The 26391-nt window shown below is 72.9% G+C and carries 24 protein-coding genes; 9 read left to right on the forward strand and 15 right to left on the reverse strand.

Annotated features, from left to right (window positions below; translation table 11 throughout):
* Positions 1–269: 269 nt before the first annotated feature.
* From MTR79_RS05875 to MTR79_RS05885, 3 genes are all read right to left on the reverse strand, one after another.
* On the reverse strand, positions 270–1379 hold the full coding sequence (locus MTR79_RS05875) for a HAMP domain-containing sensor histidine kinase (RefSeq protein ID WP_086700277.1): 1110 nt from the start codon (positions 1377–1379) through the stop codon (positions 270–272).
* Positions 1376–2116: a response regulator transcription factor gene (locus MTR79_RS05880; RefSeq protein ID WP_030223674.1), complete on the reverse strand. Its 741-nt coding sequence runs from the start codon at positions 2114–2116 to the stop codon at positions 1376–1378. The genes MTR79_RS05875 and MTR79_RS05880 overlap by 4 nt, the downstream gene beginning before the upstream one ends.
* Positions 2117–2241: 125 nt before the next feature.
* Positions 2242–2931, reverse strand: a complete 690-nt coding sequence (locus tag MTR79_RS05885) for a spermidine synthase (RefSeq protein WP_244789445.1) — start codon at positions 2929–2931, stop codon at positions 2242–2244.
* A 150-nt stretch (positions 2932–3081) separates the two neighbouring features.
* On the opposite strand from MTR79_RS05885, the gene lon reads away from it, so the two are divergent.
* A complete protein-coding gene (gene lon, locus MTR79_RS05890) occupies positions 3082–5496 on the forward strand; it encodes an endopeptidase La (RefSeq protein WP_244789447.1) in 2415 nt (804 codons plus the stop codon).
* A 73-nt stretch (positions 5497–5569) separates the two neighbouring features.
* On the opposite strand, the gene MTR79_RS05895 is transcribed toward lon, so the two are convergent.
* Positions 5570–6400 carry a lysozyme gene (locus MTR79_RS05895; RefSeq protein ID WP_048455663.1) on the reverse strand — a complete coding sequence of 277 codons (831 nt, stop codon included), beginning with the start codon at positions 6398–6400 and terminating at the stop codon, positions 5570–5572.
* Between the two features lie 227 nt (positions 6401–6627).
* Between MTR79_RS05895 and MTR79_RS05900 the strand changes: the two genes are divergently transcribed.
* Positions 6628–7122, forward strand: a complete 495-nt coding sequence (locus MTR79_RS05900) for a MarR family transcriptional regulator (RefSeq protein WP_048455662.1) — start codon at positions 6628–6630, stop codon at positions 7120–7122.
* Between the two features lie 455 nt (positions 7123–7577).
* Here the strand turns inward: MTR79_RS05900 and MTR79_RS05905 are convergent, their stop codons facing one another.
* Entirely contained in the window at positions 7578–8360 is a 783-nt protein-coding gene (locus tag MTR79_RS05905; RefSeq protein WP_189364220.1) for a hypothetical protein, read from the reverse strand.
* 407 nt (positions 8361–8767) lie between these two features.
* Here MTR79_RS05905 and MTR79_RS05910 point away from each other — a divergent pair, with 407 nt between their 5' ends.
* The 5 genes from MTR79_RS05910 to MTR79_RS05930 are packed head-to-tail and all read left to right on the forward strand — an operon-like array spanning position 8768 to position 15142.
* Positions 8768–12298, forward strand: a complete 3531-nt coding sequence (locus MTR79_RS05910) for a nitrate- and nitrite sensing domain-containing protein (protein WP_244789449.1) — start codon at positions 8768–8770, stop codon at positions 12296–12298.
* The gene (locus tag MTR79_RS05915) at positions 12295–12813 is read left to right on the forward strand and encodes a roadblock/LC7 domain-containing protein (protein WP_048455660.1); all 519 of its coding nucleotides are present in this window, start codon (positions 12295–12297) and stop codon (positions 12811–12813) included. Before MTR79_RS05910 ends, MTR79_RS05915 begins: the two co-directional genes overlap by 4 nt.
* A complete protein-coding gene (locus tag MTR79_RS05920) occupies positions 12810–13238 on the forward strand; it encodes a DUF742 domain-containing protein (RefSeq protein WP_048455659.1) in 429 nt (142 codons plus the stop codon). The genes MTR79_RS05915 and MTR79_RS05920 overlap by 4 nt, the downstream gene beginning before the upstream one ends.
* On the forward strand, positions 13219–13857 hold the full coding sequence (locus MTR79_RS05925) for an ATP/GTP-binding protein (protein ID WP_048455658.1): 639 nt from the start codon (positions 13219–13221) through the stop codon (positions 13855–13857). Before MTR79_RS05920 ends, MTR79_RS05925 begins: the two co-directional genes overlap by 20 nt.
* A gap of 22 nt (positions 13858–13879) precedes the next feature.
* Complete coding sequence (locus tag MTR79_RS05930) at positions 13880–15142, forward strand: styrene monooxygenase/indole monooxygenase family protein (protein WP_086700286.1); 1263 nt, start codon at positions 13880–13882, stop codon at positions 15140–15142.
* On the opposite strand, the gene MTR79_RS05935 is transcribed toward MTR79_RS05930, so the two are convergent.
* The 9 genes from MTR79_RS05935 to MTR79_RS05975 all read right to left on the reverse strand — a co-directional run bounded on the left by MTR79_RS05935 (position 15106) and on the right by MTR79_RS05975 (position 23197).
* Positions 15106–16275: a C40 family peptidase gene (locus tag MTR79_RS05935; protein ID WP_244789452.1), complete on the reverse strand. Its 1170-nt coding sequence runs from the start codon at positions 16273–16275 to the stop codon at positions 15106–15108. The genes MTR79_RS05930 and MTR79_RS05935 overlap by 37 nt on opposite strands.
* 103 nt (positions 16276–16378) lie before the next feature.
* Entirely contained in the window at positions 16379–16693 is a 315-nt protein-coding gene (locus MTR79_RS05940; RefSeq protein ID WP_086700289.1) for a hypothetical protein, read from the reverse strand.
* A gap of 39 nt (positions 16694–16732) precedes the next feature.
* Positions 16733–17386, reverse strand: a complete 654-nt coding sequence (locus MTR79_RS05945) for a TetR/AcrR family transcriptional regulator (RefSeq protein WP_086700291.1) — start codon at positions 17384–17386, stop codon at positions 16733–16735.
* A 94-nt stretch (positions 17387–17480) separates the two neighbouring features.
* Positions 17481–18419 (reverse strand): diiron oxygenase, encoded by a 939-nt coding sequence (locus MTR79_RS05950; RefSeq protein ID WP_244789454.1) that lies wholly within the window; start codon positions 18417–18419, stop codon positions 17481–17483.
* 79 nt (positions 18420–18498) lie between these two features.
* On the reverse strand, positions 18499–18993 hold the full coding sequence (locus MTR79_RS05955) for a DUF3291 domain-containing protein (RefSeq protein ID WP_244789456.1): 495 nt from the start codon (positions 18991–18993) through the stop codon (positions 18499–18501).
* Positions 18994–19080: 87 nt separating this feature from the next.
* Positions 19081–20541 (reverse strand): penicillin-binding protein 2, encoded by a 1461-nt coding sequence (locus MTR79_RS05960; RefSeq protein WP_086700295.1) that lies wholly within the window; start codon positions 20539–20541, stop codon positions 19081–19083.
* Positions 20538–21899, reverse strand: a complete 1362-nt coding sequence (locus MTR79_RS05965) for an FtsW/RodA/SpoVE family cell cycle protein (protein WP_086700297.1) — start codon at positions 21897–21899, stop codon at positions 20538–20540. The genes MTR79_RS05960 and MTR79_RS05965 overlap by 4 nt, the downstream gene beginning before the upstream one ends.
* A 43-nt stretch (positions 21900–21942) precedes the next feature.
* Positions 21943–22539, reverse strand: coding sequence for an SH3 domain-containing protein (locus MTR79_RS05970; protein ID WP_244789458.1), 597 nt, complete (start codon positions 22537–22539; stop codon positions 21943–21945).
* 151 nt (positions 22540–22690) lie between these two features.
* Positions 22691–23197 (reverse strand): dual specificity protein phosphatase family protein, encoded by a 507-nt coding sequence (locus tag MTR79_RS05975; protein WP_078894963.1) that lies wholly within the window; start codon positions 23195–23197, stop codon positions 22691–22693.
* A gap of 99 nt (positions 23198–23296) precedes the next feature.
* Here MTR79_RS05975 and MTR79_RS05980 point away from each other — a divergent pair, with 99 nt between their 5' ends.
* Positions 23297–24100, forward strand: coding sequence for an NERD domain-containing protein (locus MTR79_RS05980; protein WP_244789460.1), 804 nt, complete (start codon positions 23297–23299; stop codon positions 24098–24100).
* A gap of 181 nt (positions 24101–24281) precedes the next feature.
* Here MTR79_RS05980 and ligD read toward each other — a convergent pair whose 3' ends face one another.
* A complete protein-coding gene (gene ligD, locus MTR79_RS05985) occupies positions 24282–25163 on the reverse strand; it encodes a non-homologous end-joining DNA ligase (RefSeq protein ID WP_244789462.1) in 882 nt (293 codons plus the stop codon).
* A 64-nt stretch (positions 25164–25227) separates the two neighbouring features.
* Here ligD and MTR79_RS05990 point away from each other — a divergent pair, with 64 nt between their 5' ends.
* Positions 25228–26250 carry a Ku protein gene (locus MTR79_RS05990; RefSeq protein WP_244789464.1) on the forward strand — a complete coding sequence of 341 codons (1023 nt, stop codon included), beginning with the start codon at positions 25228–25230 and terminating at the stop codon, positions 26248–26250.
* Positions 26251–26391: the final 141 nt, after the last annotated feature.

Below are 26391 nucleotides of genomic sequence, written 5' to 3' on the forward strand. Positions count from 1 at the left end.
TTCGCAAGATGATGGACAGCGGAAATAAAGGCTACGCCTCCCCGCGCGAGAAGGTCAGGCCGGGCCCGTGCAACGTCGTGCACATCACATCTCAGCGGGTGTTTCGGCGCTGGATTTGGCGGGAAACAAGCGAGGTTCCGCTTCTTCCGACGGTATCAGGCATCGCTTGACCAGGGCCCGTCGCGCCCCGCGCGCGGGCCTGTGCCTGATCACACGTGTCCGCCAGGGCGGACACAGATGGATCTTGAGGCTCCGGTTCGAACTTTACGTCAACTTGGCACAGAAGAGGGCCCCGGAAGAGTGATCAGAATCCGGCAACCGCGCTCGGATTCCGCCACCCCGATCCGGCCGCCGTGCAGGTCCACGGCCCAGCGGGCGATCGCGAGGCCGAGACCGGTGCCGCCGTCGCTGCCGGGGCCGTGCGGCCGGTTGACGTTGCCGCGGTTGAACCGCTCGAAGACCCGGTGCCACTCGGTGCGCGGGATGCCCGGACCCTCGTCCAGGACCTCCAGCTCCAGCGACTCCGGCTCGGCACCCTGCCGGGCCCGCACGGTCACCCGGCCGTGCGGCGGGCTGTGCTTGACCGCGTTGTCGATCAGGTTGGCCACCACCTGGTGGATCCGCTCCGGGTCGGCGTGCGCCGCCAGTTCGGGCGGCGAGACGTCCAGGTGCAGATGCACGTCCGTACGGGTGTGGCTGCCGGAGCCGGAGGCCATGCTCGCGCGGGCGGAGGCGACCATGTTGGCCTCCTTGAGCACGCCCGACAGGTACGGCCACACCTCGAAGCGGCGCTTCTTCAGCGGCACCACGCCGTTGTCCAGGCGGGACAGGTCCAGCAGCGTCTCCACCAGGCGGCCGAGCCGCTCGGTCTGCTTCAGGGCCGTGCGCATCGTCTCCGGGTCGGCCTCGGTGACGCCGTCGACGATGTTCTCCAGCACCGCGCGCAGCCCCGCGATGGGCGTGCGCAGCTCGTGCGAGACGTTGGCCACCAGCTCCTTGCGCTGGCGGTCCTGGGCTTCCAGCTCGTCGGCCATGACGTTGATCGTCTGGGCCAGGTCGCCCAGCTCGTCGCGGCGGCTCTCGCGCACCCGGCGGGTGTAGTCGCCGTGCGAGATGGACCGCGCGACGGCGTTCATGTCGTCCAGCGGAGCGGTGAGGGAGTGCGCCACGAACTGGGTGATCAGCAGCGTGGCGATCATCGAGAAGACCGTGATGAAGCGCAGCTCCGTCTTGGTGTGCACCGCGATCACCGAGAGTCCGGTGGTGATCAGGACCGAGACGACGACCAGCGCGCCCAGCTTGGTCTTGATCGAGAACGGCCGCACATTGCCCCAGGGTTGCTTCCTCCCCTGTCCGCGTCCCGCCGGACCTGCGCTCATGGCGTCGGCGTCTCCAGGGCGTAGCCCACGCCGTGCACCGTGCGGATGCGCTCCGCGCCGATCTTCCGGCGCAGCGCCTTGATGTGGCTGTCCACGGTGCGGGTGCCGGAGGCGTCCGCCCAGTCCCAGACCTCGGCCAGCAGCTGCTCACGGGAGAGCACCGCGCGGGGGGTGTTGGCCAGGCACACCAGGAGGTCGAACTCGGTGGGCGTCAGGTGGACGTCCTCACTGCGCACGCGCACCCGGCGCTGCGCGTGGTCGATCTCCAGTTCGCCCAGGCGCAGGATGCCGCTGCGCGGGGTGGTGGCCGCGAGGGCCGCGCGCTCCATGCGGCGCAGCAGCACGTGCACCCGCGCCGCCAGCTCGCGCATGGAGAACGGCTTGGTCATGTAGTCGTCGGCGCCGACGCCGAGGCCCACCAGCATGTCGGTCTCGTCGTCGCGCGCGGTGAGCATCATCACCGGCACCGGCCGCTGGGCCTGCACGCGCCGGCAGACCTCCAGGCCGTCGAAGCCCGGCAGCATGATGTCGAGAATCAGCAGGTCGGGCTGCCAGGCCTCCGCCGTGTCCACCGCGGACGGGCCGTCGCCCGCCGTTTGCACCAGGAATCCCTCGGCACGCAGGCGGGTCGCGATGGCGTCCACGATCGTCGCGTCGTCCTCGACCACCAGGACCCTGCGCTGCGCGCCGGGGGTGGTCGTCGCCGTGCCGTTGTGGGAGGTGTGTGTCTGCTCCATCGCCCGCCCCTGAGGTGTGCTTTTTCCGGAATCCGTGGGGTGATCCGTCGTCTGCGCATCACTGCGATTGACGCTTGAATGATCCGCGTCAGGGCAGCAGCGTACGGGGATGCACCACGGGTTTGCTATCCAGGGCGGACGCCGATGTGCACGACGTCCGGAACGCCCCGGGCAACGGGGATCTCTTCGGTACGCACTTGCCGGAATCCGGCATTCCGCAAGGTTCCCTCGAATTCCGGTGAAGGCTTCGCGGACCATACCGCGAGGACCCCGCGCGGCTTCAACACCCTTGCACATGCCGCGAGTCCGTCCGGCGAATAAAGGCCCTCGTTGCCCTCGTCGACGGTCCAGTCGGGCCCGTTGTCGATGTCGAGGCACAGTGCGTCGAATGTGTCGGACGTCTCGTTGACGTAAGCGATCACGTCCTGCTCGACGATCTGCGTCCGCGGATCGGCGAGCGCCGCGCCGGAGAACTCGGCCAGCGGGCCCGAGCGGTGCCACCCGATGACGGCGGGCTCCCGCTCCACGACCGTGATCCGGCCCCAGCGCTCCTGTCCGGCCGCGTGCGTCAGGGAGAATCCGACGCCCAGCCCGCCGATGAGCACCGAGGGGTCCGTGACCTCCGGGCCCAGGGCCGCCAGGGCCGCGTCCACGAGCAGCCGCTCGGAACGCCCGTCGGAGGTGTCCATCAGGAAGCAGCCGTTGGCGATGATCTGCAGCAGGCCGCCGTGTCTGCGCAGCACGACCTCGCCGTACGGGCCCTCGCGACGGTCCAGGACCTCAGGAGCTTCGGGAATGCCGTAGGGGGTGGACATGCGTTCATCCTGGCAGGTCCCGCGGTGCGGGAGCCCGGCCCCTCGGAGCCCGGCCCGGTGATCGCTCAGAGCGAACGCGGCCCCGGGAACATTCGGCCGCTCCCCTGCATTGAGTCGATGTAGCTCAACTTGACTGCCGAAGGGGAGATCATGGCTGCTGAGTCCACACCGCTCGCCCTGCCCGTGCTGCCGCTCGACGACGAGGTCGTGCTGCCGGGGATGGTGGTTCCGCTGGACCTGAGCGATTCCGAGGTGCGCGCGGCGGTGGAGGCCGCCCAGGCCGCCGCCCGCGACGAACCGGGCAAGCCGAAGGTGCTCCTCGTGCCGCGCGTCGACGGCACCTACGCCGGGATCGGCGTGCTGGGCACGGTCGAACAGGTCGGCCGGCTGGCCGACGGCGACCCGGGCGCCCTGATCCGCGGCCGGGGACGGGTGCGCATCGGCGCAGGCACCACCGGGCCGGGCGCGGCGCTGTGGGTGGAGGGCACCCGCATCGACGAGAGCGTGCCCGACCCCCTGCCGGGGCACGCGGCCGAACTGGTCAAGGAGTACAAGGCGCTCGCCACCGCCTGGCTCCGCAAGCGTGGCGCCTGGCAGGTCGTGGACCGGGTCCAGGCCATCGACGACGTCTCCGCGCTCGCCGACAACTCCGGCTACTCGCCGTTCCTCACCACCGAGCAGAAGGTCGCCCTGCTGGAGACCACCGACCCGGTGGCCCGGCTGAAGCTCGCCACCCAGCAGCTGCGCGACCACCTCGCCGAGCAGGACGTCGCCGAGACCATCGCCAAGGACGTCCAGGAGGGCGTCGACAAGCAGCAGCGGGAGTTCCTGCTCCGCCGCCAGCTGGAGGCCGTCCGCAAGGAGCTGCGCGAGCTGAACGGCGAGCAGGACGGCGAGGAGTCCGACGACTACCGGGCCCGCGTCGAGGCCGCCGATCTCCCCGGGAAGGTCCGCGAGGCCGCCCTCAAGGAGGTCGACAAGCTGGAGCGCTCCTCCGACCAGTCGCCCGAGGGCTCCTGGATCCGCACCTGGCTCGACACGGTTCTGGAGATGCCGTGGAACGAGCGCACCGAGGACTCCTACGACATCCAGGGGGCCCAGGCCGTCCTGGACGCCGAGCACGCGGGTCTTCAGGACGTGAAGGAGCGCATCACCGAGTACCTGGCCGTGCGCAAGCGGCGCAGCGACCGGGGTCTGGGCGTCGTCGGCGGGCGGCGCGGCGGCGCGGTGCTGGCCCTCGTGGGCCCGCCCGGCGTCGGCAAGACCTCGCTCGGCGAGTCCGTCGCCCACGCCATGGGCCGGAAATTCGTCCGGGTCGCCCTCGGCGGCGTCCGCGACGAGGCCGAGATCCGCGGCCACCGTCGCACCTACGTCGGCGCGCTGCCCGGCCGGATCGTGCGGGCGATCAAGGAGGCCGGCTCGATGAACCCGGTCGTCCTGCTCGACGAGATCGACAAGGTCGGTTCCGACTTCCGCGGCGACCCCGCCGCGGCCCTGCTCGAGGTCCTCGACCCGGCGCAGAACCACACCTTCCGGGACCACTACCTGGAGGTCGAGCTCGACCTGTCCGACGTGGTGTTCCTCGCCACCGCCAACGTCCTGGAGGCCATCCCGGAGGCCCTGCTCGACCGCATGGAGCTGGTCCGCCTCGACGGCTACACCGAGGACGAGAAGATCGTCATCGCCCGCGACCACCTGCTCCCGCGCCAGCTGGAGCGCGCCGGCCTCCAGCCGGACGAGGTGACGATCGAGGAGGGCGCCCTGCGCAAGCTCGCCGGCGAGTACACGCGCGAGGCGGGCGTGCGCAACCTGGAGCGGTCGGTCGCACGGCTGCTGCGCAAGGTCGCGGCCCAGCACGAACTGGGGGAGCGGGAGCTGCCGTTCACCGTGGCCGAGGACGACCTGCGGGGCCTGATCGGGCGGCCGCACCACGTGCCGGAGTCCGCCCAGGAGCCCGCCGAGCGGCGCACCGCGGTGCCCGGCGTCGCCACCGGGCTGGCCGTGACCGGCGCCGGCGGTGACGTCCTCTACGTCGAGGCGTCCCTGGCCGATCCGGAGACGGGCGCGGCGGGACTGACCCTGACCGGCCAGCTGGGCGACGTGATGAAGGAATCGGCGCAGATCGCGCTGAGCTTCCTGCGCAGCCACGGCGCCGAGCTGGAGCTCCCGGTCGGCGACCTGAAGGACCGGGGCGTGCACATCCACTTCCCGGCGGGCGCGGTCCCCAAGGACGGCCCGAGCGCGGGCATCACGATGACCACGGCCCTGGCCTCGCTGCTCTCCGGGCGCCTGGTCCGCACGGACGTGGCGATGACCGGCGAGGTGTCGCTGACCGGGCGGGTGCTGCCGATCGGCGGGGTGAAGCAGAAGCTGCTCGCCGCGCACCGGGCGGGCGTCACCACCGTGATCATCCCCAAGCGCAACGAGCCCGACCTGGACGACGTCCCGGCGGAGGTGCTGGAGAAGCTCGACGTGCACGCCGTCACCGACGTCCGCCAGGTCCTCGAGCTGGCGCTGTCCCCGGCGACGAACGGGGCGGCGCCCGAGGTTCCGGTGGCCGCGTGACGGAGGTCATCGGATGAGGGAAGGCCCGGGCTCCCTGAGGGAGGCCCGGGCCTTTCCCGTACCGCCGCCCGGGTCAGCTCCCGGCGGCGAAGATCCGCACCCCGTCGAGGGTGCCGTTGAAGCGGTCGTGGTCGCCGACCGTCGGCCCCGTCGAGGTGTACTGCCACATCGTGTACGTGTCCCAGCCGGCGGGCAGTTCGCCGACGGTGGAGGCGTACCGGGCGATCCACAGCGGGGTGGTGGAGGCGAAACCGGCGTAGTTGCCGGTGCACTGCTTCCACCAGCTGGTCGCGGTGTAGATGACGGCGTCGCGGCCGGTGCGGGCGCGGTAGCGGTCGAGGAAGTCGCGGATCCAGCTCACCATCGAGCTCGCCGACTTCCCGTAGCAGTCGTCGCCGTACGGGTTCCACTCGATGTCCAGGACACCCGGCAGCGTGCGCCCGTCGGCGGACCAGTCGCCGCCGCGGTCCACGAAGTAGTCCGCCTGGGCGGCGCCGCTCGTGGTGTCGGGAGTGGCGAAGTGGTAGGCGCCGCGGACCATGCCGACGTCGTAGGAGCCGTTGTACTGCTGCGCGTGGTACGGGTTGGTGTAGTACGTGCCCTCCGTCGCCTTGGCGTAGGCCCAGCGCACCCCGCTGTTCCACAGGGTGGTCCAGGCGACGTTGCCCTGGTGGCTGGAGACGTCCACGCCCTCCGTCTGGGTGGAGCGGGAGGTGGGCAGGCCGGCCTGGCCGTCGTGGGCGAGGACGCCCATGCCCATGTGGGCGGAGCCGCGCGGCGGGACGGAGGGGGAGGCGCCGTCGGCGACGGCGGAGGTCCCCGGGAGGGCGAGCAGCGTGAGCAGGACGGCGCCGGCGGTGCCGAGCGCGCGTATGCGGACGAGTCGGGATCTGTGCACAGGCATGACGCATCTCCGAACGGTCATGGGGCGAACCCGGAATGTGACCCACATCGCATGTAGTGGGCATGCCACGTAATGGCCTGGTAGAGAAACTGCGGACGCCGACCGTGGCGGCGGGCGGGATCGTCGCGCACTGCCGTTGGTCTACGCCTGCGAAATACTTATGGAGCTGGGGCGACGCCGCCACTCGGCCAGAACTTTCAGAACGGGAAACCGAGGCAGGGGCCAACGTGCACGAAGACGGAAACGGCGGCGAGAAGCACGCCGACTCGCCGGAGCCCGCGTCCGGCGTCGAACAGCCCGCTTTCCTGGCGCTGGAACGCGAGTTGACGGTCCTGCTGCGGCGCGCCCGGGCCAGCCAGGGGGAGATGGCGCGCGAGGTCCACCCCGACCTCGAGCCGTCCGCGTACGGGCTGCTCGTCCGTCTGGAGGAGTGCGGGCGCCAGCGGGCCACCGAGCTCGCCTCCTACATCGGCGTCGGCAAGGCGACCATGTCGCGCCAGCTGCGCGCCCTGGAGGAGCTCGGGCTCGTCGGCCGCGAGCCCGACCCCGCCGACGGGCGCGCCTGGCTGGTCACCCTCACGGAGGAGGGCCGTCGCCGCGTCAGCCGCGTCCGCGAGGCCCGCCGCACCCGCTACGCCGGCCGCCTCGCCGACTGGGACCCGACGGAGGTCGACGAACTGGCACGGCTGCTGCACCGGCTGAACCGCGGAATGGAGAAGTAAGGGTCCCGCTGGGCGGGCGCGTCCTCACGGGGCCCGGCGCCTGCGTACCGCCCCGTCGCGGTCCGTCTGCAGTCATGGCGCCTGCAACCCCCTCAGGGGCGCGGGGAACTGCGCGACCAGCCGCCACCGGCCTGCGGGCGAAGGATCGGCGGAGGCGCCGTCTCCGGCAGTGCGGTCACTGCGACCCCCGAAGGGCGCGGGGAACTGCGCGATCAACCCCTACCGGCCCGCGGGCGAAGGGCCGGCGAAGGTGTTGCGGCGACGGCGTCCGCAACCCTGTGAGGGGCGCGGGGAACTGCGCGACCGGCCCCCACCGGCCCGCGGGTGAAGCGGAGGCCCACCTCGGCCGGCCGGGTGACGAGTCGCACCCCGCGTCAAAAGTGAGGCCCCGTCACCGGTCGGCCGTGCGGGTGAACCCGCTGAACCTCCTGAACCCCCTGAACCCGCCCACGCCGTCAGCCGGCCGGTGGCAGCTCGACGTGGACGACCGTCGCGTCGTCATGCGCCTTCCCCCCGAGCGGCCGCTCCCGCTCGAGCGCGCGCACCCGCCGCACCAGCCCCCGCGCCCCCTCCTCGCGGATCACGGCGACGCAGTCCGCCCAGTCACCCTCCCCGAACCGTTCCACCCAGCGCGTCGCGCCGTCCGTCAGCGCGGTCAGGGCGCGCACCCGGTCCCGGGGCAGGGAGGCGGTCACGGCACGTGACGACACGGCCGGATCGGCCGCGGCCGTGAAGAAGCCGCCCTCCTTGTTCCGCAGCGTCGTGTCCACGACCGTGTGGCTGGACAGGGCCGAACGGGGCAACCGGTCCAGCCGGTCGTCCCGGACCGCCGTGACCGTGCCGTCCGGCGACTCGACCAGCAGGACCGAGTCCGACAGCACCAGACAGTCCACCGAGTCGGGTGACCAGCGCGCCAGCACCACCGTTGCCTGCGGCGTTCGGGGGTGAGAAAGGTCACAGGTGGAGGCATGGCTCTCGGCCGTGCGCGCGATCCCCCGGGACAGCAGCCCGGGCGGCGGCACATCCGGGAGGGAAACGGTCAGTTCGGTCAGCGCGCCGCCCAGCCGGGCGGTGAACCAGGGCACCGAATGCAGACACCCGCCCCCGTCCGACGGCGGCGTCACACCGTCGAGGACCACGAGCGCGCCGCCCTGTCCGGAAGCCGGGAGCGCGACGCTCGCGAAGTCCTCGTTGGGACGTCCAGGATCACCGGGTTCCGAAACAAGCTCCGTGCGCATCCGGCCAGTCTGCACGAGCCCCCCACAACAACCCCCGGAGCCCGGCAATCGACGCCCGTTCTCCACAGGCGCGCAGGTCAAGCGCCTGATTTGGGAGGGAATGAAGGTCTCCGGGAAGGCGTGGCGGCGAATATTGCCACCGCCCGCCGCAGACGTCCAACCGGCTTACCACGGAGGTCCGCTGCGGCGCACAACGGAACTTGCCCCTCAACTCGCCTCCGATGTTCACTCCTTCGAGTGGCGGGTCAGGTGATGCGCATCCACTGTCCACGGGCACTGGGAGGGTCGGGGAGCGTTGGGGGCGCCTCACGGTCCGAGCGCGCCCAGCGGCTCGGGGAGAGCGCCCGCGCCCGTTGACGGAGCGTCACCCGGGCCCACGGGTACACGAGTCAGGAATGCGAGCACCGGTGCAGAAGACGCGGCCTCGTCGCAAGGACAAGCAGGCGGCCCTGGCGGGGGACGCGCAGCAGACGCCCACCGTAGGCAAGGGCCGCCCCACCCACGTACGCAACCGCCTCGTCGTGGCCGTCGCCGTGGTGGCCGCGGCGATCGCCGGGGCCGGTGCGCCGTCCGTGCTGGCGGCGTCCCAGCAGCTGCACGACTCCCAGGAGCTGGTGACGCTCGCCGAGCGCACCCAGGACGCGCTCACCCTGGCCCACTCCCTGGCCGACGAGCGTGACGAGGTCGTCCCCTACATCGCGGCGGGCCGCCCCAAGTCCAAGGCGCCCTCCGAGGAGCACAGCGCCCGGGTCGACCGGCAGGTCGAGGAACTGCGCGCCGACGAGGAGACCTCGCAGGCCCTGCGCGACGAGCTCGACGCCGTCGCCGCCGTGCGCCGCGCCGCCCTCACCGGCAAGTCCGGCCCGCTGGAGGCCCACCAGGCGTACTCCGACGCCGTCTCCCAGCTGCACAAGCTCGCCGCGCGACTGGCCGACGCCACCCCGCCCCGCGCCGGCTCCGGCGCCCACGCGCTCACGGAGCTGGACACCGCCGTCCAGCAGGCCGCCGCCACCCGCGGGCTGCTGCTCGCCGCGCTGAACGTGCCGAGCTCCACCGAGACCGTGATCGACCCGGTCACCGGACTGCCCGTCATCGCCGACGGCGCCTCCGAGGAGGACGAGGAGCGGCGTGACGCACTGTCCGCCGCCGCGCTCCAGGCCCGCGTCCGCTCCGACGCGGCCCTCGCCGACTTCCGCGACGCCGCCCCCAAGGCCGCCCGCGCCTCCTACGACACCACGGTCACCGGCCCCGAGGTCGACACCGCCGACCAGTACCTCGGCAAGCTCACCGACAAGCCGACCCTCTCCGACGGCGAGACCAAGACCAGCCCCAAGAAGCTCGCGGCGGCGCTCACCGCGCGGATCGACATGATGCGCGGTGTCGAGGCCTCGCTGTTCGAGCAGCGCACCAAGGACCTCGCCCAGCTCCGTGACGAGGACGTCACCGAGCTGGAGATCCGGATCGCGGTCCTCGGCGCCCTGCTGCTGCTCGCGGTCGGCGTCGCCACCGCGATGGCCCGCACTCTCACCCGGCCCCTGTCGGTGCTGCGCCGCGGCTCCGCCCGGCTCGCCGAGGCGGAGGACCCGGCGGCCGAGGAGCCGATCACCTTCACCGGCCGCAACGACGAGTTCGCCCAGGTCGTCCGCTCCGTCAACGCCCTGCACGCGCACGCCGCCGGGCTCGCCCAGCGGATCGCCACGCTGGAGGCCGACCGCAAGCACCTCGTCGGGCAGCGGCAGAAGATGGCCGACGCCCGGGAGGAACTGCGCGGCGAACTCGCCGAGGCCACCGCCCACATGGAGCGGATGCGGCACAGCATCGGCGGCACCTTCGTCAACCTCGCGCTGCGCACCCTCGGCCTGGTCGAGCGGCAGCTCGGCGTCATCGAGGGTCTTGAGGAGCGGGAGGACGACCCGGACCGTCTGGCCACGCTGTTCAAGCTCGACCACTTCGCCACGGTCATGCGCCGGCACAGCGAGAACCTGCTGGTCCTCGCCGGCACCGAGCACGGCCGGCACACGGCCGGTCCGGTCCCGCTGGTCGACGTCGTGCGGGCCGCGGTCAGCGAGATCGAGCGGTACGAGCGGGTGCGGATCGCGGCGCTGCCGCCGCACGCGCACATCGCCGGGTTCGCCGCGGACGACCTGTCCCATCTGCTCGCCGAACTGATGGAGAACGCCACCGCGTTCTCCCCGCCCGACATGCCCGTCGAGGTCTCCGCCTGGCTGATGGAGAACGGCGAGGTGATGCTCTCCGTGCAGGACGAGGGCATCGGCATGGCCGAGGAGCGGCTGGAGCGGCTCAACACGCGGCTCTCCGAGTTCGACCCGGAGGCGGCGTACGACGCCGAGTCCGAGGAGGGTCTCGGTCTCGGCCTCTACGTCGTCGCCCGGCTCGCCCACCGGCACGGGGTGCGGGTGCAGCTGCGGAAGCAGAAGCAGGGCGGGATCGCCGCGGTGGTCGTCCTGCCGGACCCTCTTCTTGCTCCGGCCACACCCGCCGCCGTCCCCGCGTCCGTCCCGGGCGTCGCCCACACGGTGTCCCTGCCGGGCGCCGACGCGGAGGCCAACTCCAACGTCCTGCGCGGCCGCGACAAGTCGGGCGACCCCCTGGTCGACCTGGCAGAACGCTCCATCGAGGCCCGAGCGGCGGCAGAGGCGGCCACGCCTGAGACGCCTACGGCGCCGGAGGCGGAGGTTCCGGGCGCTGCCCAGGCCACCGCCCGCCCGGACACCCCTGTCGCCGCCTCGGAGCCGACTCCGGGCGATGCCGGGGTCGCTGTGCAGCAGCCGCAGACGGGCGCGCCCGCGCAGTCGGATGCGCCGTCTGCCGCGGACCCCGCGGCGACTTCGGGCTCCGACCTCGCCGCGGACCGGGTGGACGCTGCCGCGTCGGCCGTCCTGGGTGAGGCCGTCCGAGTTGCCTCGGAGGAGCCGCAGGCCGGCGCCCGGACGGAGGCCGCTGCGTCGGCGGGCCCGGGGCAGGCTGCCCCGTTTGCGGGGACCGAGGCGGGGCCGTCGGCCAAGCACGGGGTTGCTCCCGGCGCCGCCGTTGAGCCGACCACGGGCGAGACCGCCCCTGTCGCTGCGGAGGAGCCGCAGGCCGGCGCCCCGGCGACGTCGGCCACGGCGTCTGCCGCGGACACCACGGCTGTTCCGGGCGGCGCCCCCGCCGCCCGGCGGACGGACGCTGCCGCGTCGGCCGACCTGGGCGAGGCCGGTCCCGCCGCCCGCACCGCCGACCAGAACGGGATCGTCGCACCCGACGCGCCCGCAGGCGTCGGCGTCGACGAGGCTCGGTCGCACGAGGTCCCCCCTGCCCGGTCCAGCGAGCCGGTTGCCCCCGCGGAGCGGCCCGCCGAGACCACCATGGAGCTGTTCATCCCGGCGCAGCCGGAAGGCCGTGCCCCGGCGGTCGAAGGGCACGCCGGTTCAGCCGCGCCCGCCGACGAGGGCGTGCGCCCGGGTGCCGGGCACGCGCCCGCGTCCCCGTCCGCACCCGCGCCCGAAGCGGCACCGGCACCCGGGGGCCACGCCCCCGAATCGGCCGTACCGGCACCCGGGGGCCACGCCCCCGAGACGGCCGTACCGGCACCCGGGGGCCACGTCCCCGGCACAGCCGCCCCCGACACCCCCGCCGGCAGGCCCGAGCACGCGCGGGTCGCCGACGGGGGCGGGGACGGGGCCGTCGACGAGGAGCCCGTCACCGCCAAGGGACTGCCCAAGCGGACGCCGAAGATCACCGCGCCGGTCGCTCCCCCGCGGCCGCGGTCCGGTTCGGTGGACGCCGAGGCCCTGCGCAAGCGGCTCGGCGGGTTCCGCCGGGGCGCGGACGCCGGGCGGCGGGACGTCGAGGCGGAGCTGGCGGCCGAGCGGCCCCGCGGGGACGACACAACCGAAGAAGCCACGGGGGGCACTGTCGAGGAGGCAAGCAGTTGACCGCGCCCAGTACCTTCGGACTGAGCAGTGAGGCCCGCAACCTGCACTGGCTGCTGACGAACCTCGTCGAGGAGGTGCCCGGCATCCTGTCCGTCGCCGTGGTCTCCTCCGACGGCCTGCTGCTCCTCTCCTCCGACGAGACACTCGCCCGCGCCCGCAGCGGCCCGGGCTCGCAGGGGCGGGGCCCGCGCGGCTCCTCCGCCGACCTGGCCACCGTCGTGTCCGGCATCGGCAGCCTCACCGTCGGCGCCTCGAAGCTGATGGACTACGGCCCGGTCAAGCACACGATGGTCGCCATGGACGAGGGCAGCCTCTTCGTGATGTCCATCAGCGACGGCTCGCTGCTCGGCGTGCACGGCTCGGCGGACTGCGACATGAGCGTCGTGGCCTACCACATGGCCCTGTTCGTCGGCCGCGCCGGCCACGTCCTGACCCCCGAACTCCGCAGCGAGCTCCGCCGGAACCAGGAGACCGCGAAAGGCGCGGAGCACGAGTCCGCCGGGAGCCCTCGATGACCAGCGCCCCGAAGAAACACCTCCCCGTCCGCGGCGGTGACCGCAAACCCGCCCGCGTGCGCCCCTATTCGCTCACCGGGGGCCGCACCCGCTTCGGCCACGTGCTGCTGGTCGAGACGTTCGTCGGCGCCACGGCCGGCACGGCCGCGCTGGAGGCCGCCGAGGACCGCAGGGAACTCACCTCCGGCGGTCTCGCCCGGGTCATGCCGGAGGTGCGCGCCATCGTCGAACTGTGCCGCCGCATGCGGACGGTGGCCGAGATCGCCGCGCTGCTGCACATGCCGCTCGGCGTGGTCCGCGTCCTGCTGAGCGACCTCGCGGACCAGGGAAAGATCCGTGTCTACGGGACGGGCACCGGCCACGGCACGGGCCGCCCGGACCGCGCGCTGCTGGAAAGGGTGCTGAGTGGACTCCGCCGTCTCTGACGCCGCACCCGGCGTCACCCCGCTCGTCGAGGGGGACGAGCCCCTGCTGCCGTGGCAGACGGACCCCACCCGGGCTCCGATCGCCACGAAGATAGTCGTGGCCGGCGGCTTCGGCGTCGGCAAGACCACCCTCGTCGGCTCCGTCTCCGAGATCACGCCTCTGCAGACCGAGGCGCTGATGACCGAGGCGAGCGAGGGCACCGACGACCTCACCGCCACGCCGGGCAAGTCGACCACGACCGTGGCCATGGACTTCGGGCGCATCACGCTCGACGACGACCTGGTGCTGTACCTGTTCGGCACGCCCGGCCAGCAGCGGTTCTGGTTCATGTGGGACGACCTGGTGCGCGGCGCGATCGGCGCCGTGGTGCTGGCCGACACCCGCAGGCTGAAGGACTGCTGGCCCGCGCTGGACTACTTCGAGAGCTGCGGACTGCCGTACGTCGTGGCCGTGAACCACTTCGACGGCAGCGAGCAGTACGAACCGGAGGACGTGCGGGAGGCCCTCACGATCCCCGCGCACATACCTGTCATGATCATGGATGCGCGCCGCCGGATCTCGGTCATCGAGACCCTCTTGTCCCTCGTGGGCCACGCGCTCGACGAAACCCCCGAGTAGCCCCCTTAGGAGCGTCCCCCGTATGCGGAAGATACTCGTCGTCGGGGCCGGCCAGTCCGGTCTCCAGCTCGCCCTGGGACTCCAGTCGCACGGGTACGAGGTCACCCTCATGTCCAACCGGACCGCGGACGAGATCCGCACCGGGCGGGTCATGTCGACGCAGTGCATGTTCCACACCGCGCTGCAGCACGAGCGTGACCTCCAGCTGAACTTCTGGGAGTCGCAGGCCCCGAAGATCCAGGGCCTCGGCGTCTCGGTCGCCGCCCCCGGCTCCTTCGACCCGGGCCCCTCGCAGCGGGCGATCGACTGGCTGGGCCGCCTCGACGGGTTCGCGCAGTCGGTGGACCAGCGGGTCAAGATGGCCGGCTGGATGGAGACCTTCGCGCAGCGCGGCGGACAGCTCGTCATCCACGGCGCGGCCGTCGGCGACCTCGACTACCTCTCCCGCACCTACGACCTGGTGCTCATCGCCGCGGGCAAGGGCGAGCTGGTGCAGATGTTCTCCCGCGACCCGGAGCGCTCCCCGTACAGCACCCCGCAGCGCGCCCTCGCCGTCGCCTATGTGCACGGTCTCGGCCCGCGCCCGGAGCACCCGGACACCGAGGCGGTCCGCTGCAACCTGGTCCCGGGCGTCGGCGAGATGTTCATCATGCCGACGTACACCACGTCGGGACGCGCCGACATCCTGTTCTGGGAGGGCGTCCCCGGCGGCCCGCTCGACGCCTTCGCGGACGTCAAGGACCCGGCCGAGCACCTCTCCCTGACCCTGGAGCTGATGGAGAAGTTCCTGCCCTGGGAGTACGCGCGCGCCACCAAGGTGGAACTGACCGACGCCGGCGGCACGCTGGCCGGCCGCTACGCCCCGACCGTCCGCAACCCCATCGGCCGGCTGCCCTCGGGCGGCCTGGTGCTGGGCGTCGCCGACGTCGTCGTCGCCAACGACCCGATCACCGGGCAGGGCTCCAACTCCGCGTCCAAGTGCGCCGCCGCCTACCTCGCCTCGATCCTCGAGCACGGCGACAAGCCGTTCGACGAGGACTGGATGCGGGGAACCTTCGACCGCTACTGGGACACCGCCCAGCACGTCACCAAGTGGACGAACGCCATGCTGGCCCCGCCGCCGGAGCACGTCCTCAACCTGATCGGGGCCGCAGGACAGCTCCAGCCCGTCGCCGACCGCTTCGCCAACGGTTTCAACGACCCGGCCGACTTCGAGAACTTCTTCTACGAGCCGGAGAAGACGAACGCCTACCTGGCCGAGGTGTCCGGCGCGGCCGGCGCGTAGACGGCGCCGTACCCCTCGTCCGACCCGTCCGTCGCCCCCTCGGGGAGTTCCGGTGGCACATAGTGCTCCACGGGCTCCCCGCCGGGGTCGGGCCGCACCGCGCCCAGCACCGGGTTGGCCGCGATCGGCGACACCTTGATCCGCGCGCCGGGCCGGGGCGCCTGCACCACCATCCCGTCGCCCAGGTAGAGGGCGACGTGCGTGGCGTCGTGGAAGTACACGACGAGGTCGCCGGGCCGCAGGTCCACCAGGTCGATCCGCTCCAGCCGCGCCCACTGCTCCTGGCTGGTCCGCGGCACCTCCGCGCCCGCCGCGCGCCACGCCTCGGAGGTGAGCCCCGAGCAGTCGTACGTCTCGGGGCCCTCCGCGCCCCATTCGTACGGCTTGCCGAGCTGCTCCACCGCGTACCGCACGGCCCGCTCTCCGGCGGCGGACGGGGCGCCCGCGCCGCTCAGCGCGCCGGACGCCACCAGCTCCCGCTGCGCCTCGTCGACCCGGCCGCGCTCCAGCTCGGCCAGCTCGGCGAGCTGGTCCGCGGTGAGCGACGCCAGCAACTCCTCGACGTCCCGCAGCCGTTCCACCACCTCGTCGCGCTCCTTCCTCCGCCGCTCGGTGAGCGCGATCCGCACGTCCAGCGCCTTGCGCGCGCGGCGCGCCAGCTCGTCGGCCTGCTTCGTGTCCCCGGTCAGCCGGCCCACCGTGTGCGCCCGCTCCCGCGCGAGCTGCCCGATCACATGCCCCTGCTCCAGCGCCCGCTGCGGGTCGCGCGCCAGGAGGAGCCGGACGTAGGGGGAGAGGCCGCTCAGCGACTGGTACTGCTGCCGGGCGAGCCGCCCGGCGGCGCCCTTGCTGTCGTGGAGGGAGAGCCGGGTGCGGGCCAGCGCCTTCTCCAGCCGCTCCGTCTCGGCGCGCTGCTTCTCCAGCGCCTCCTCGGTGGCGTTGTAGCGCTCCGTGGCCTTCTCGGCCTCCCGGTACACGGTCTGAAGGTCCGTCAGCAGTTCGGGGACGGAGCGGCCGCCGGACGGGCCGCTGCCGCCGCCCGGTTCCGGGACGGCCGCCGCGGGCAGGGGCGCCAGCACGGTCCCGGCCGCCAGCGCCGCCGTGCACACCAGACGCAGAAGCATTCCTGACACGCCATCACCTCCGACGCGGGGCGGCTCGTCCGCTCCGCACCGCGAGCATCAGGGGGGCGTGCGCGGTCCGCTCGCCGAGTGTGCGCGGTTCGGCGCAACCGGGTCACCCGTCGGCGTCGTCCGGCTTGCCCTGCGGCGTGGCGTCTGGATGCGGCGCGGGCCTCGACCAAGGCCAGCGGCGTTCGCTCCCGGCCCGGCCGGCGGGGTCGTAGAGGTACTTCCAGCGGGCGGTCAGACCGGTGAGCGTGCTGTTCCCGCGCGGCACCCTCCGGTACACCAGCACGGTGGGCGGGCCGCCCTCCGGGGCCGGGACGGGGATCCGGTACGTCTTGGGCGGGTGCCCGGTGATGCCGAGCAGCACGGGCAGGACGCGCCCGTCCATGGGGCCGCCCTCGAAGGGGGTGTCTTCGCTCTTCACCCCACCAGTCTCGGCCATCGGCCGGGGCGCCGGTTCAGGTCACAGGTCCGCGGCCAGCGCCTGGACCAAAGTGTCGGTCTGCGCGTCCCGCCGCGCGGTCACCGTCAGCATCGCCACGAACTGCTCCACGAGCCAGTCCCTCAGCTCCTCGGGGGGAGGTTGCTTGTCCTCGTCCAGCCAGATCAGTGAGGCGGCCTCCACGGCCGTGATCCACATCCGGATGGTCATCCACAGCCGGGGCCCGGGCTCCTCCACGCCGAGATGACGCAGGATGTGCTCGGCCGCGGCCCGCCGCACCCCGTCCACGATCGCGGTCGTACGGGAGGTCTCCACCACGCTGCCGCCCTGGAGCAGGGCGCTGAAGCCGGCGTCGTGCCGGCCGACGAAGGCGAGGTAGCGCTCCACGGCCCGGGTCAGCCGGGGGAGCAGCGGACCCTCCTCCGGTTCGTCGAAGCAGTCGCGCAGCTCGTCGGCTGCGGACTTCAGGGCCGCCTCGTAGAGCTGCTGCTTGCCTCCCGGGAAGTAGCGGTAGACCAGGGGCCGCGACACACCGGCCGCCTCCGCCACGTCGTCCAGCGACACCTCCTCCGGCGCCCGGTGGGCGAAGAGGGACAGCGCGGCCTCCAGCAGCTGGCTGCGGCGCTCCTCGACACTGAGGCGCCGGTAGGCGGGGGTGGGGGCCTGCGAGGTCATGCCCGCAGCGTAACCGGCCGTGGCCGGCGCACGCCGGGCGCGGCCGCCCGCCCCGGCCGGATTCCGCCCCGGCCCCGCCCGGTGGAACGCCTGGTCAGGCCAGCAGACCGGAGGAGCGCCAGAGCCGGCGGCCCACACCCCGCAGCACGCCGATGTCGTCGAGGAAGTCCGTCAGCTTCTTCGCGCCCTGCTGCATCACCTCGCGGCGGTGGGCGCTCGTCCGCACCTGGGCGACGGCCTCGCGCCGGTCCAGGCCGACGTTCGTGTAGACCTCCGGGTTCACGAACGCCACCGAGAACACCCGGGCGAACTCGCCCGACGACACCCGGGTGAACTCCTGCGACCAGCGCGGCGCCGTCATCATCTGCCGCCGCAGCTCCTCACGCGCGTACCGCACGTGCCGCGCCTCCTCGATCACGTGGATGCGCGTGACGCCCCGGATCAGCGGCTGCACCCGCTCGTCGGGGAAGGTCAGCCGCTGCATCCAGTCCAGGACCTCCTCGCCGAGGAGGGTCGCGGTGAACGAGCCGGGCGTGGTGGAGATCGTCTTGAACAGGCGCCCCAGGTTGTGGTGGACGCGGGTCACCGGGTACCAGGGGGTGCCGCTGTGCGCGATCACCCGGGCGAACATCTTGGAGTGCCGGCACTCGTCCTCGATCTCGGTGAGGGCGTAGCGCACGTGCGCGCTGGTCGCGGACTTGTCGTAGATGTGGCGGACCAGCAGCTGCATCAGGATCAGCTCGAACCAGATGCCGAGGGAGGCGAGCGCGGCGGCCTCGTGCCGGGAGAGCAGCATCCGCTGCTCCTCGCCCATCCGCCGCCACAGCGGGGTGCCGTACAGCGACACCAGCTCCGGCGGCCAGAACCACTTGCCGTCCTCGAAGGGCGCGTCCCAGTCGAGCTCCGTGTCCGGGTCGAAGGAGTGCTTCGCGGAGGACTCCAGCAGCCGCAGGGCCACCGTCTCCCGGTTCTTGAGCTGCCCGAGGGCGTCCCGCAGGCCGTCGAGCGCGTCGGTCTCCGACAGGGTCGTCATGACGGTTCCACCTCGGGGCGTCTCGGGTTACCGGCAGGTCACCTTTATGAGACTGCCTGTCAGCAAGCCCGTCAATCCCTCACGCAGGACTTGTCGCCGACCGGTCCGCTCCCCGTGCTCCCCCGTCCGCGCCGGGCGGGAAGGGGGTGCGCAGGGTGAAGGCGTACGGGGCCGGGCCGTGGGTGCGCAGGTGCAGCAGCCGGTCCTCGGCCTCCGCGACGGTGGGGCGGTGGCCCGCGGGCACCCACCAGAGCGTGGTCATGGCCTCCTCGACGCGCTGAAACCACTCACGCCTCCGGCTCAGCATCTCCCGGTGCCGGCCCTGGTACATGAACGCCGTCAGCGCGTCCGGGTCCCGCCACACCGACATGTTGACGATCAGCCACGGGTCGTCGAAGACGGAAATGGCCGTGGCGTCGCCGTCGTCGCTCTGGAGCCGCCACACGAAACCGTCGGCGGCGTCCGCGGCGGCGTTGACCGGGTCGAGGTTGTCGACGAAGTCCTTCAGCAGGGGAGTGTCCAGCGGCGCCTTGAGCCGGGCGATGTTCACCTGGGCGAGTTCGTATGCGGTCATGGACCGAACGTTAGGTCGGGGATCGCGGGGCGGGACACCCCCGTCTCATCAACCGAGCGCCAAGGGCGGGGAGTTCGGTCACGCCCCTCACTCGGGCCGCAGCACCGCCTCCATCACCGCCCGCGCCACCGGGGCGGCCGTGCCGCCGCCGCTGATCTGGCGCCGGCTGCCCTCGCCGTCCTCCACCACCACGGCCACCGCCACCTTCGGCTCCAGTTCGTCCTCGCGCTGCGCCCAGGAGATGAACCAGGCGTACGGCATCCCCGAGTTGCCCAGCCCGTGCTGGGCGGTGCCGGTCTTCCCGCCGACCACGGCACCCTCGATCGCCGCCTTCCCGCCGGTGCCGTCCTCCACCACCCCGCGCATCAGCTCCCGCAGCCGGCTCGCCGTCGCCGGGAGCATGGCCCGCCGCACCGCGCCCGACCCCGCCGCGGACACCGTGCCGCCGCTCGCCCGCGTGGTCCGCTCCACCAGGTACGGCTCCCGCACCTGTCCGCCGCTCGCCACGGCCGCCGCGACCATCGCCATCTGCAGCGGCGTGGCCCGCGTGTTGAACTGCCCGATCGAAGACAGCGCGAGCTGCGCCGCGTCCACGGTGGTGTCGAACGTGCTGGGCGCCACCTGGAAGGGGACGCGCAGGTCCGCGTCGTTGAAGCCGAAGCTCTCCGCGGTCCGCCGCAGCCGCTCCACCCCCGTGGTGACCCCGAGCTGGGCGAACACCGTGTTGCAGGACCGCACGAACGCGACCCGCAGCGTGGCGTTCCGGCACTTGTCCGTCCCGTTGACCAGCCGGGTCGTCGTCCCCGGCAGCAGATACGGGTCGGGGGAGCGGGTCGGCTCGTCGGGGCCCTTCAGCACGCCCGCGTCCAGCGCCGCCGCCGCGGTGACCACCTTGAACGTCGATCCCGGGGGGTAGGTGCGCTGCACCGCACGGTTCAGCATCGGCTTGTCCGGGTCGGCGTTCAGCCGCGCCCACGCCTCCCGCGCCGTCCTGCCGTTCCCCGACAGCGGTTCCGGGTCGTACGACGGCACCGACACCAGCGCCAGGATGCGCCCGGTCGACGGCTCCACCGCCGCCACCGCGCCCTTCCGCCCCCGCAGGCCCTCGTACGCCGCCCGCTGCGCCCGGGGATCGATCGTGGTCAGCACGTCACCGCCCGCGCTGCGGGAGCGGGTGAACTCGTTCCACAGCGGCAGCGGCTGCAGCACCGGGGCGGCCCCGGAGAGCACCGCGTCCTCCGTGGCCTCCAGCAGTGTCGTGCCGTACTCCTGCGAGGCGAAGCCCGTCACCGGCGCGTACAACGGCCCTTCGCTGTACGTCCGTTCGTAGCGCAGATGCTCCCCGGTGTCCCGCGACCCGGTGACCGGACGGCCGTCGACCCAGATGTCGCCGCGCGGCTGCTGGTACCGCACGATCGCGGCACGGCGGTTGGCCGGGTTGGCCTCGTAGTCCTCCGCGTGCAGCACCTGCACCCGGGCCGCGTTGACCAGCAGCGCGACCAGCAGCAGCGCGCAGAACAGCGCCGCGTGCCGGATGTGCCGGGTCACCGGGCCGCACCCGGGGCGTCCTGCCGCCGCGCGCTGTCGCTGAGCCGGACCAGCAGCGCCACGATCGCCCAGTTGGTCACCACCGAGGAGCCGCCCTGCGCCAGGAACGGCATGGCCATCCCGGTCAGCGGGATCAGCCCGGTCACCCCGCCCGCGATCACGAACACCTGGAGCGCCACCAGCGAGGCGAGCCCCACGGCGAGCAGCCGGCCGAACGGGTCGCGCAGCGCCAGCCCGGCCCGGTAGCCGCGCTCCACCAGCAGCCCGTACAGCAGGATGATCGCGGACAGCCCGGCCAGGCCCAGCTCCTCGCCGGCCGTCGCCAGGATGAAGTCGGACTTCACGGCGAAGCCGATCAGCACGGAGTGCCCGAGCCCCAGCCCCGAGCCCAGGATGCCGCCCTCGGCGAAGGCGAACAGCGACTGGGCGATCTGGTTGGGGCCCTCACCCGCCTCGATGGAGGCGAACGGGTGCAGCCAGGTCTCGATCCGGTGGTGCACGTGCGGCTCCAGCCGGCCCACCGCGACCGCGCCCAGCGAGGCCAGCAGCAGCCCCAGCGCGATCCAGCCGGTGCGGCCGGTGGCCACGTACAGGAGGACCACGAAGAGACCGAAGAACAGCAGCGAGGTGCCGAGGTCACGCTCCAGGACCAGCACGCCCACGCTCACCAGCCACACGGCGACGATCGGCCCGAGCACCCGCCCGGTGGGCAGTTGCATCCCCCAGACACGGCGGCCCGCGTACGTCAGCGCGCCGCGGTTCGCGGCCAGGTACGCGGCGAAGAACACCGCCAGCAGCACCTTCGCGAACTCGCCCGGCTGGATGGAGAAACCCGCCACGCGGATCCAGATACGGGCGCCGTTCACCGCGGGGAAGAGGATCGGCACGGTCAGCAGCACCAGCGCGACGGTCACGCACAGGTAGGTGTAGCGCTGGAGCACCCGGTGGTCGCGCAGCACCAGGATCACCGCGATGAACAGCGCCACCCCGAGCGTCGACCAGATCAGCTGGGCGGGGGCGGCCCGGTCGCCGGGCGTCTCCAGGTCCAGCCGGTAGATGAGCACCAGGCCCACCCCGTTGAGCAGCACCCCGATCGGCAGCGGCAGCGGGTCGGCCAGCGGGGCCCGCCAGCGCACCGCCAGATGGGCGAGCACCGCGATCACACCGAGCCCGGCGCCGTAACCGGCGGCGCCGGGCGGGACGGTGCCGTTCCTGGCGAGGCCGACGGCGCAGTAGCCGTACACCGACAGTCCGACGGCCAGGACGATGAGGGCGAGTTCCACGCCGCGGCGCCCGGTGGGACGGACGGCGGGCGCGGGCGGATCCGCCGTCGCCAGGGTGATACCGGCCTTGCTCATGTCCGGAACTTACCCATATGCGACGCTTCGCGTGGTGCGCTCATCAGCACCAGCGTGGCGCGGGACCGATGTTGTCGATGTGCCGGGCCGGGCCCCAGGCCCAGGTGCCGTCGGTGAGCAGGTACCAGAGCGGGTTGCCGTCGACCTTGTCGCCGGGCACCTTGCAGAAGATCGAGACGACCTCGCCCTTGTGGGCGTACCGGATGACCTGTGAGCCGCGGTTCGGGGCGCTGCGCAGGGCCAGCTTCTGGGCCGTCACCACGCCGCGATACCGCCCCTGGTCGCCGTGGTTGCCGCCGGCCTGGTTGCCCCAGTCGCCGCCGTTGCCGCCCTGGTTGCCGCCGTTCTGGTTGCCTCCGCTCTGCTGGGCGTTGTTGTTGCTCTGCTGGTAGGAGCCGGTGCTGTTGCCGGAGCCCGTGTTGTTGCCGTTGCCGCCCTGCTGGCTCCAGTCGCCCTGGCCGCTCTGGCTGTTGCCCTGGTTGCTCTGACCGCTCTGGTTGTTCTGGCTGTTCTGGTTGCCCTGGCCCGGGTCGTCGGCGGCGAGCGCGGGGGTGACGGCGGTCGCGACCGCCAGGGCGCCGGCGGCGAGCGCTATGGGCAGACGGCGGGTCAGCGGGGGACGCGGGCGTCGTAGGGGCATGGCGGTACCTCCATGGGGGGAGACAACAGGTCGAAGGTGACTTGTCGCCACATTAGGAGCGCCCCCCGGCACACGCCCGCCCTGCTGCGCCATCGGGGAGGGCGCTCCGCCTACCGGGTCACACACCCGCGGCCCGGCGGCCGGTCCTCCGTCACTCCGCCAGCTCCTCCAGCATCCGCGCGGTGACGAGCCCCGCCCGCAGGTAGTCGACGAACAGGTCGTTGTGCAGGGCCCAGGGGGAACGGCGGGACCGGATCAGCCGGATCGCCTCCTCCGCCGAACGGCCCCTGCGCATCAGGGCGTGCGCGACCACCAGACCCGACCGGTTGTAGCCGTGCCAGCAGCGGACCAGGACCGTGCGCCCCGCGTCCAGGGCCTCGCACGCCGCCTCGGCCAGCCGGATCACGCCCGCGAGCTGGGTGCCGTCGAGCGGGCCGTCCGGGACGGGCCACACCTGATGCTCGACCCCCGGGTCGGGGCCGTGGTCCGGCAGCCGCAGCAGGGTCTGCACCAGGTCGAACTGGCGGTGCACCACCACCTGCTCCACCCGCCCGGCGGGCCCGCACACCTGGTGCCCGCCCATCCACAGACCGGGCTCGATCTCGTCCCACGGGCTCTCCGGAGCCGGTACGCCGGGTTGACTCTCGCGGGTACGCAACGGCGCCTCCCACTCTCATCGCCCAACCGCTGTCCACGGTATCCGGCTTCTTGCCCGCGCAGCACCCCGCCTGTTCCCATGGAGGCGGGGTGATGGCGCATGGACCGACCACGCGTCGTGCCGGCCCGCCGGCACGGCAGGGACCGGCTCTACGTCCGCCTCCCGGACGGCAGGAACATCGCCTGGTACGACCGTGAGGCGGCCCGGGTGAACCTGCTCGACGCCGAGCGCGAGGACGAGGTGCTCGCCGCCCTGGCCCCGTACCTCACCGGCCCGGTCGCCGTCGGCCCGCCCCCCGTCCCCACCCCCGTCGATCTCGCCCGGCTCTCCCTCCACCCCGACGACGACCTCGCCCCGAACCGTCCCGGCGAGGCTCTGCTCGTCGACCTCGACCGCGCCCCCGGCCCGGCCCGCCGGCTGCGCCCGGACCCGCGCCGCGCGGAACTGGACGCTCAGCGGACGGTCGGCGACGCCCTCGACGCCATGGGCGGCGCCGGCGGGCACGCCCTGCACTCCCTGCCGCTCCCCGGCGGCCACCGCGTCCACCACCTGCTGATCGGCCCCGGTGGCCTGTACGCCCTGCACGTCCGCTCCGCCCACCGGCAGCGGGTGACCGTCGCGGAGCCGCAGGTGCGCATCGGCCGGCGTCCGCCCGAACCCGTGCTGCACCGTGTGCGCGCCGACGCCGACCGGGCCGCCCACGCCCTCACCGCCGAGGTCCGCCCGGTGCTCGTCCTGGCCGGCGCCCGCCGCGTGACGGTCGCCGCCGCGCCGCGCGGGGTGCGGATCCTGACGGACGCGGACGTGCCGGAGCTGGCCCGGGGCGGAGGCGTCCTGAAGCCCGCCGACGTCGAGGCGCTGTACGCGGCGGCACGGGATCGGAGGACGTGGGCGGGGCTGTGAGGTGCGGGACGGGGCGGGGCTGTGAGGGTGCGGGACGTGGGCGGGGTTGTGAGGGTGCGGGGCTGACGGCCGCGGAGGGCCGGGTGGCGGTCCCGCGGAGGGTCAGGCCGTGGTCAGGGCGGCGTGACCGTCTCGTCCGGGGTGGGCGCGGGGCTGGCGGCCTCCGCGGACCGGGCGGCGGTCAGGGCAGCGTGCCCGCCTCGTCCGGGGCCAGCAGCGGTGCCAGCAGGTCACCGAAGTCCTGGAGCCGTGGCGGGATGTCGGGCGCTTGCAGCGCCATCCCGCCCGGCGACCGGCAGTCCTCGACCTCCTGCCAGGTCACCGGCGCCGACACGAGCGGCTCGGCGCGCGCCCGCAGGGTGTAGGGGGCGGCCGTGGTCTTGCGCGCCGCGTTCTGGCTCCAGTCGACGAAGACCTTCCCCGGCCGCAGGCTGCGCTTCATCTGGTGCAGCACCAGCCGGGGCATCGCCTTCTCCGCCTCCACGGCCAGCGCCTTGGCGTATTCGGACACTTGTTCGGAAGAGGAGCCTCGTACCGCCGTCAGCAGGTGCAGCCCCTTCGACCCGGACGTCTTCGCGTACGCCTCGAACCCGTCCTCGGCCAGCCGCTCCCGCAGCCACAGCGCCACCTCGCAGCAGTGCACGACCGTCGCCGGCGGCCCCGGGTCCAGGTCGAACACGATGCGGTCCGCCTCGCCCGGGTCGGTGATCCGCCACTGGTGGGTGTGGAACTCCGCGACCAGGTTCGCCGACCACATCAGGCTCGGCAGGTCCTCCACCAGCACCATCCGCGCGGGCCCCTCCGACCTCGGCACCTCGGCGGTCGTGACCCAGTCGGGCGTACCGGGCGGCACGTTCTTGGTGAAGAACACCTGCCCGTCGGGCCCGTCCGGATAGCGCAGGAACGACACCGGCCGCTCCCGCAGATGCGGCAGCAGCACGTCGGCCACGGTCGCGTAGTAGTGCAGGACCTCCGCCTTGGTGAAGCCGGTGGCGGGATACAGCACCTTCTCCAGATTGCTGAGCGGGAGCCGTCGCCCCTCCACCTCCGTGATGGGAGCCATACGATGAGAATCTCACGCAAACCATGACAAAGGCTCCGACATCGATCGGCGGACGACCGGAGAGGTGCTGCACGTGAGGTCCATCTGGAACGGCGCGATCTCGTTCGGGCTGGTCAGCATCCCGATCAAGCTGGTGAACGCCACCGAGAACCATTCGATCTCCTTCCGCCAGATCCACACCGAGGACGGCGGCCGGATCCGCTACCGGAAGTTCTGCGAGCTGGAGGACCGGGAGGTCGGCAGCCAGGAGATCGGCAAGGGCTACGAGGACTCGGACGGCACGATCATCCCGATCACCGACGAGGACCTGGCCGGGCTGCCGATCCCGACCGCCAAGACGATCGAGATCGTCGCCTTCGTGCCCGAGGACCGCATCGACCCGCTCCAGATGGACGCCGCGTACTACCTCCAGGCGGGCGGTGCCCCCGCGGCGAAGCCGTACACGCTGCTGCGGGAGGCGCTGAAGCGGAGCAAGAAGGTCGCGATCACGAAGTACGCCCTGCGCGGGCGGGAGCGGCTCGGCATGCTGCGCGTGGTGGGCGACGCGATCGCCATGCACGGCCTGCTGTGGCCCGACGAGGTCCGCGCCCCGGAGGGCGTCGCGCCGGACGCCGACGTCACCGTGCGCGACAAGGAGCTGGACCTCGCGGACGCGCTGATGGACACGCTCGGCGAGGTGGACCTGGAGGACCTGCACGACGAGTACCGCGAGGCGGTGGAGGAGGTCGTCGCGGCGAAGGCGGCCGGCGAGACCCCGAAGGAGGCCCCGGCGCCGGAGTCCGGCGGCGGCAAGGTCCTGGACCTGATGGCGGCCCTGGAGAACAGCGTCCGGGCGGCCCGCGAGTCCCGGGGTGAGGACGCCGAGGTCAAAGAACTGCCGCCACGCAAGACGAGCCGCTCGTCGCCGAAGGACACGGGCGGCAAGAAGTCGACGTCGACGGCGAAGAAGAAGACGGCGTCCTCGCCGCGGAAGTCGACGTCGAAGACGTCACAGGCCGAGAAGAAGAGCACGAAGAGCACGGCGAAGAAGACGGCGGCGAAGAAGGCCCCGGCGAAGAAGACGACGCCCCGCAAACGCTCGGCCTGACCTCCGCGGGTGGGTGGGGGGTGCGGTCGGACGCCTGCGGCGCAGGGCGACCCTCGCCGACCGCGGGCAGTCGTGCCGCTGGGGCGGCACGGGTGGGCGCGGGCGGCACCCCCGTAGCGCCGGGCTGCGCGACACCCCCGT

Origin of the sequence: Streptomyces sp. BJ20 (assembly GCF_022869105.1) — a bacterium.
Classification (GTDB): Bacteria; Actinomycetota; Actinomycetes; order Streptomycetales; family Streptomycetaceae; genus Streptomyces; species Streptomyces griseoincarnatus.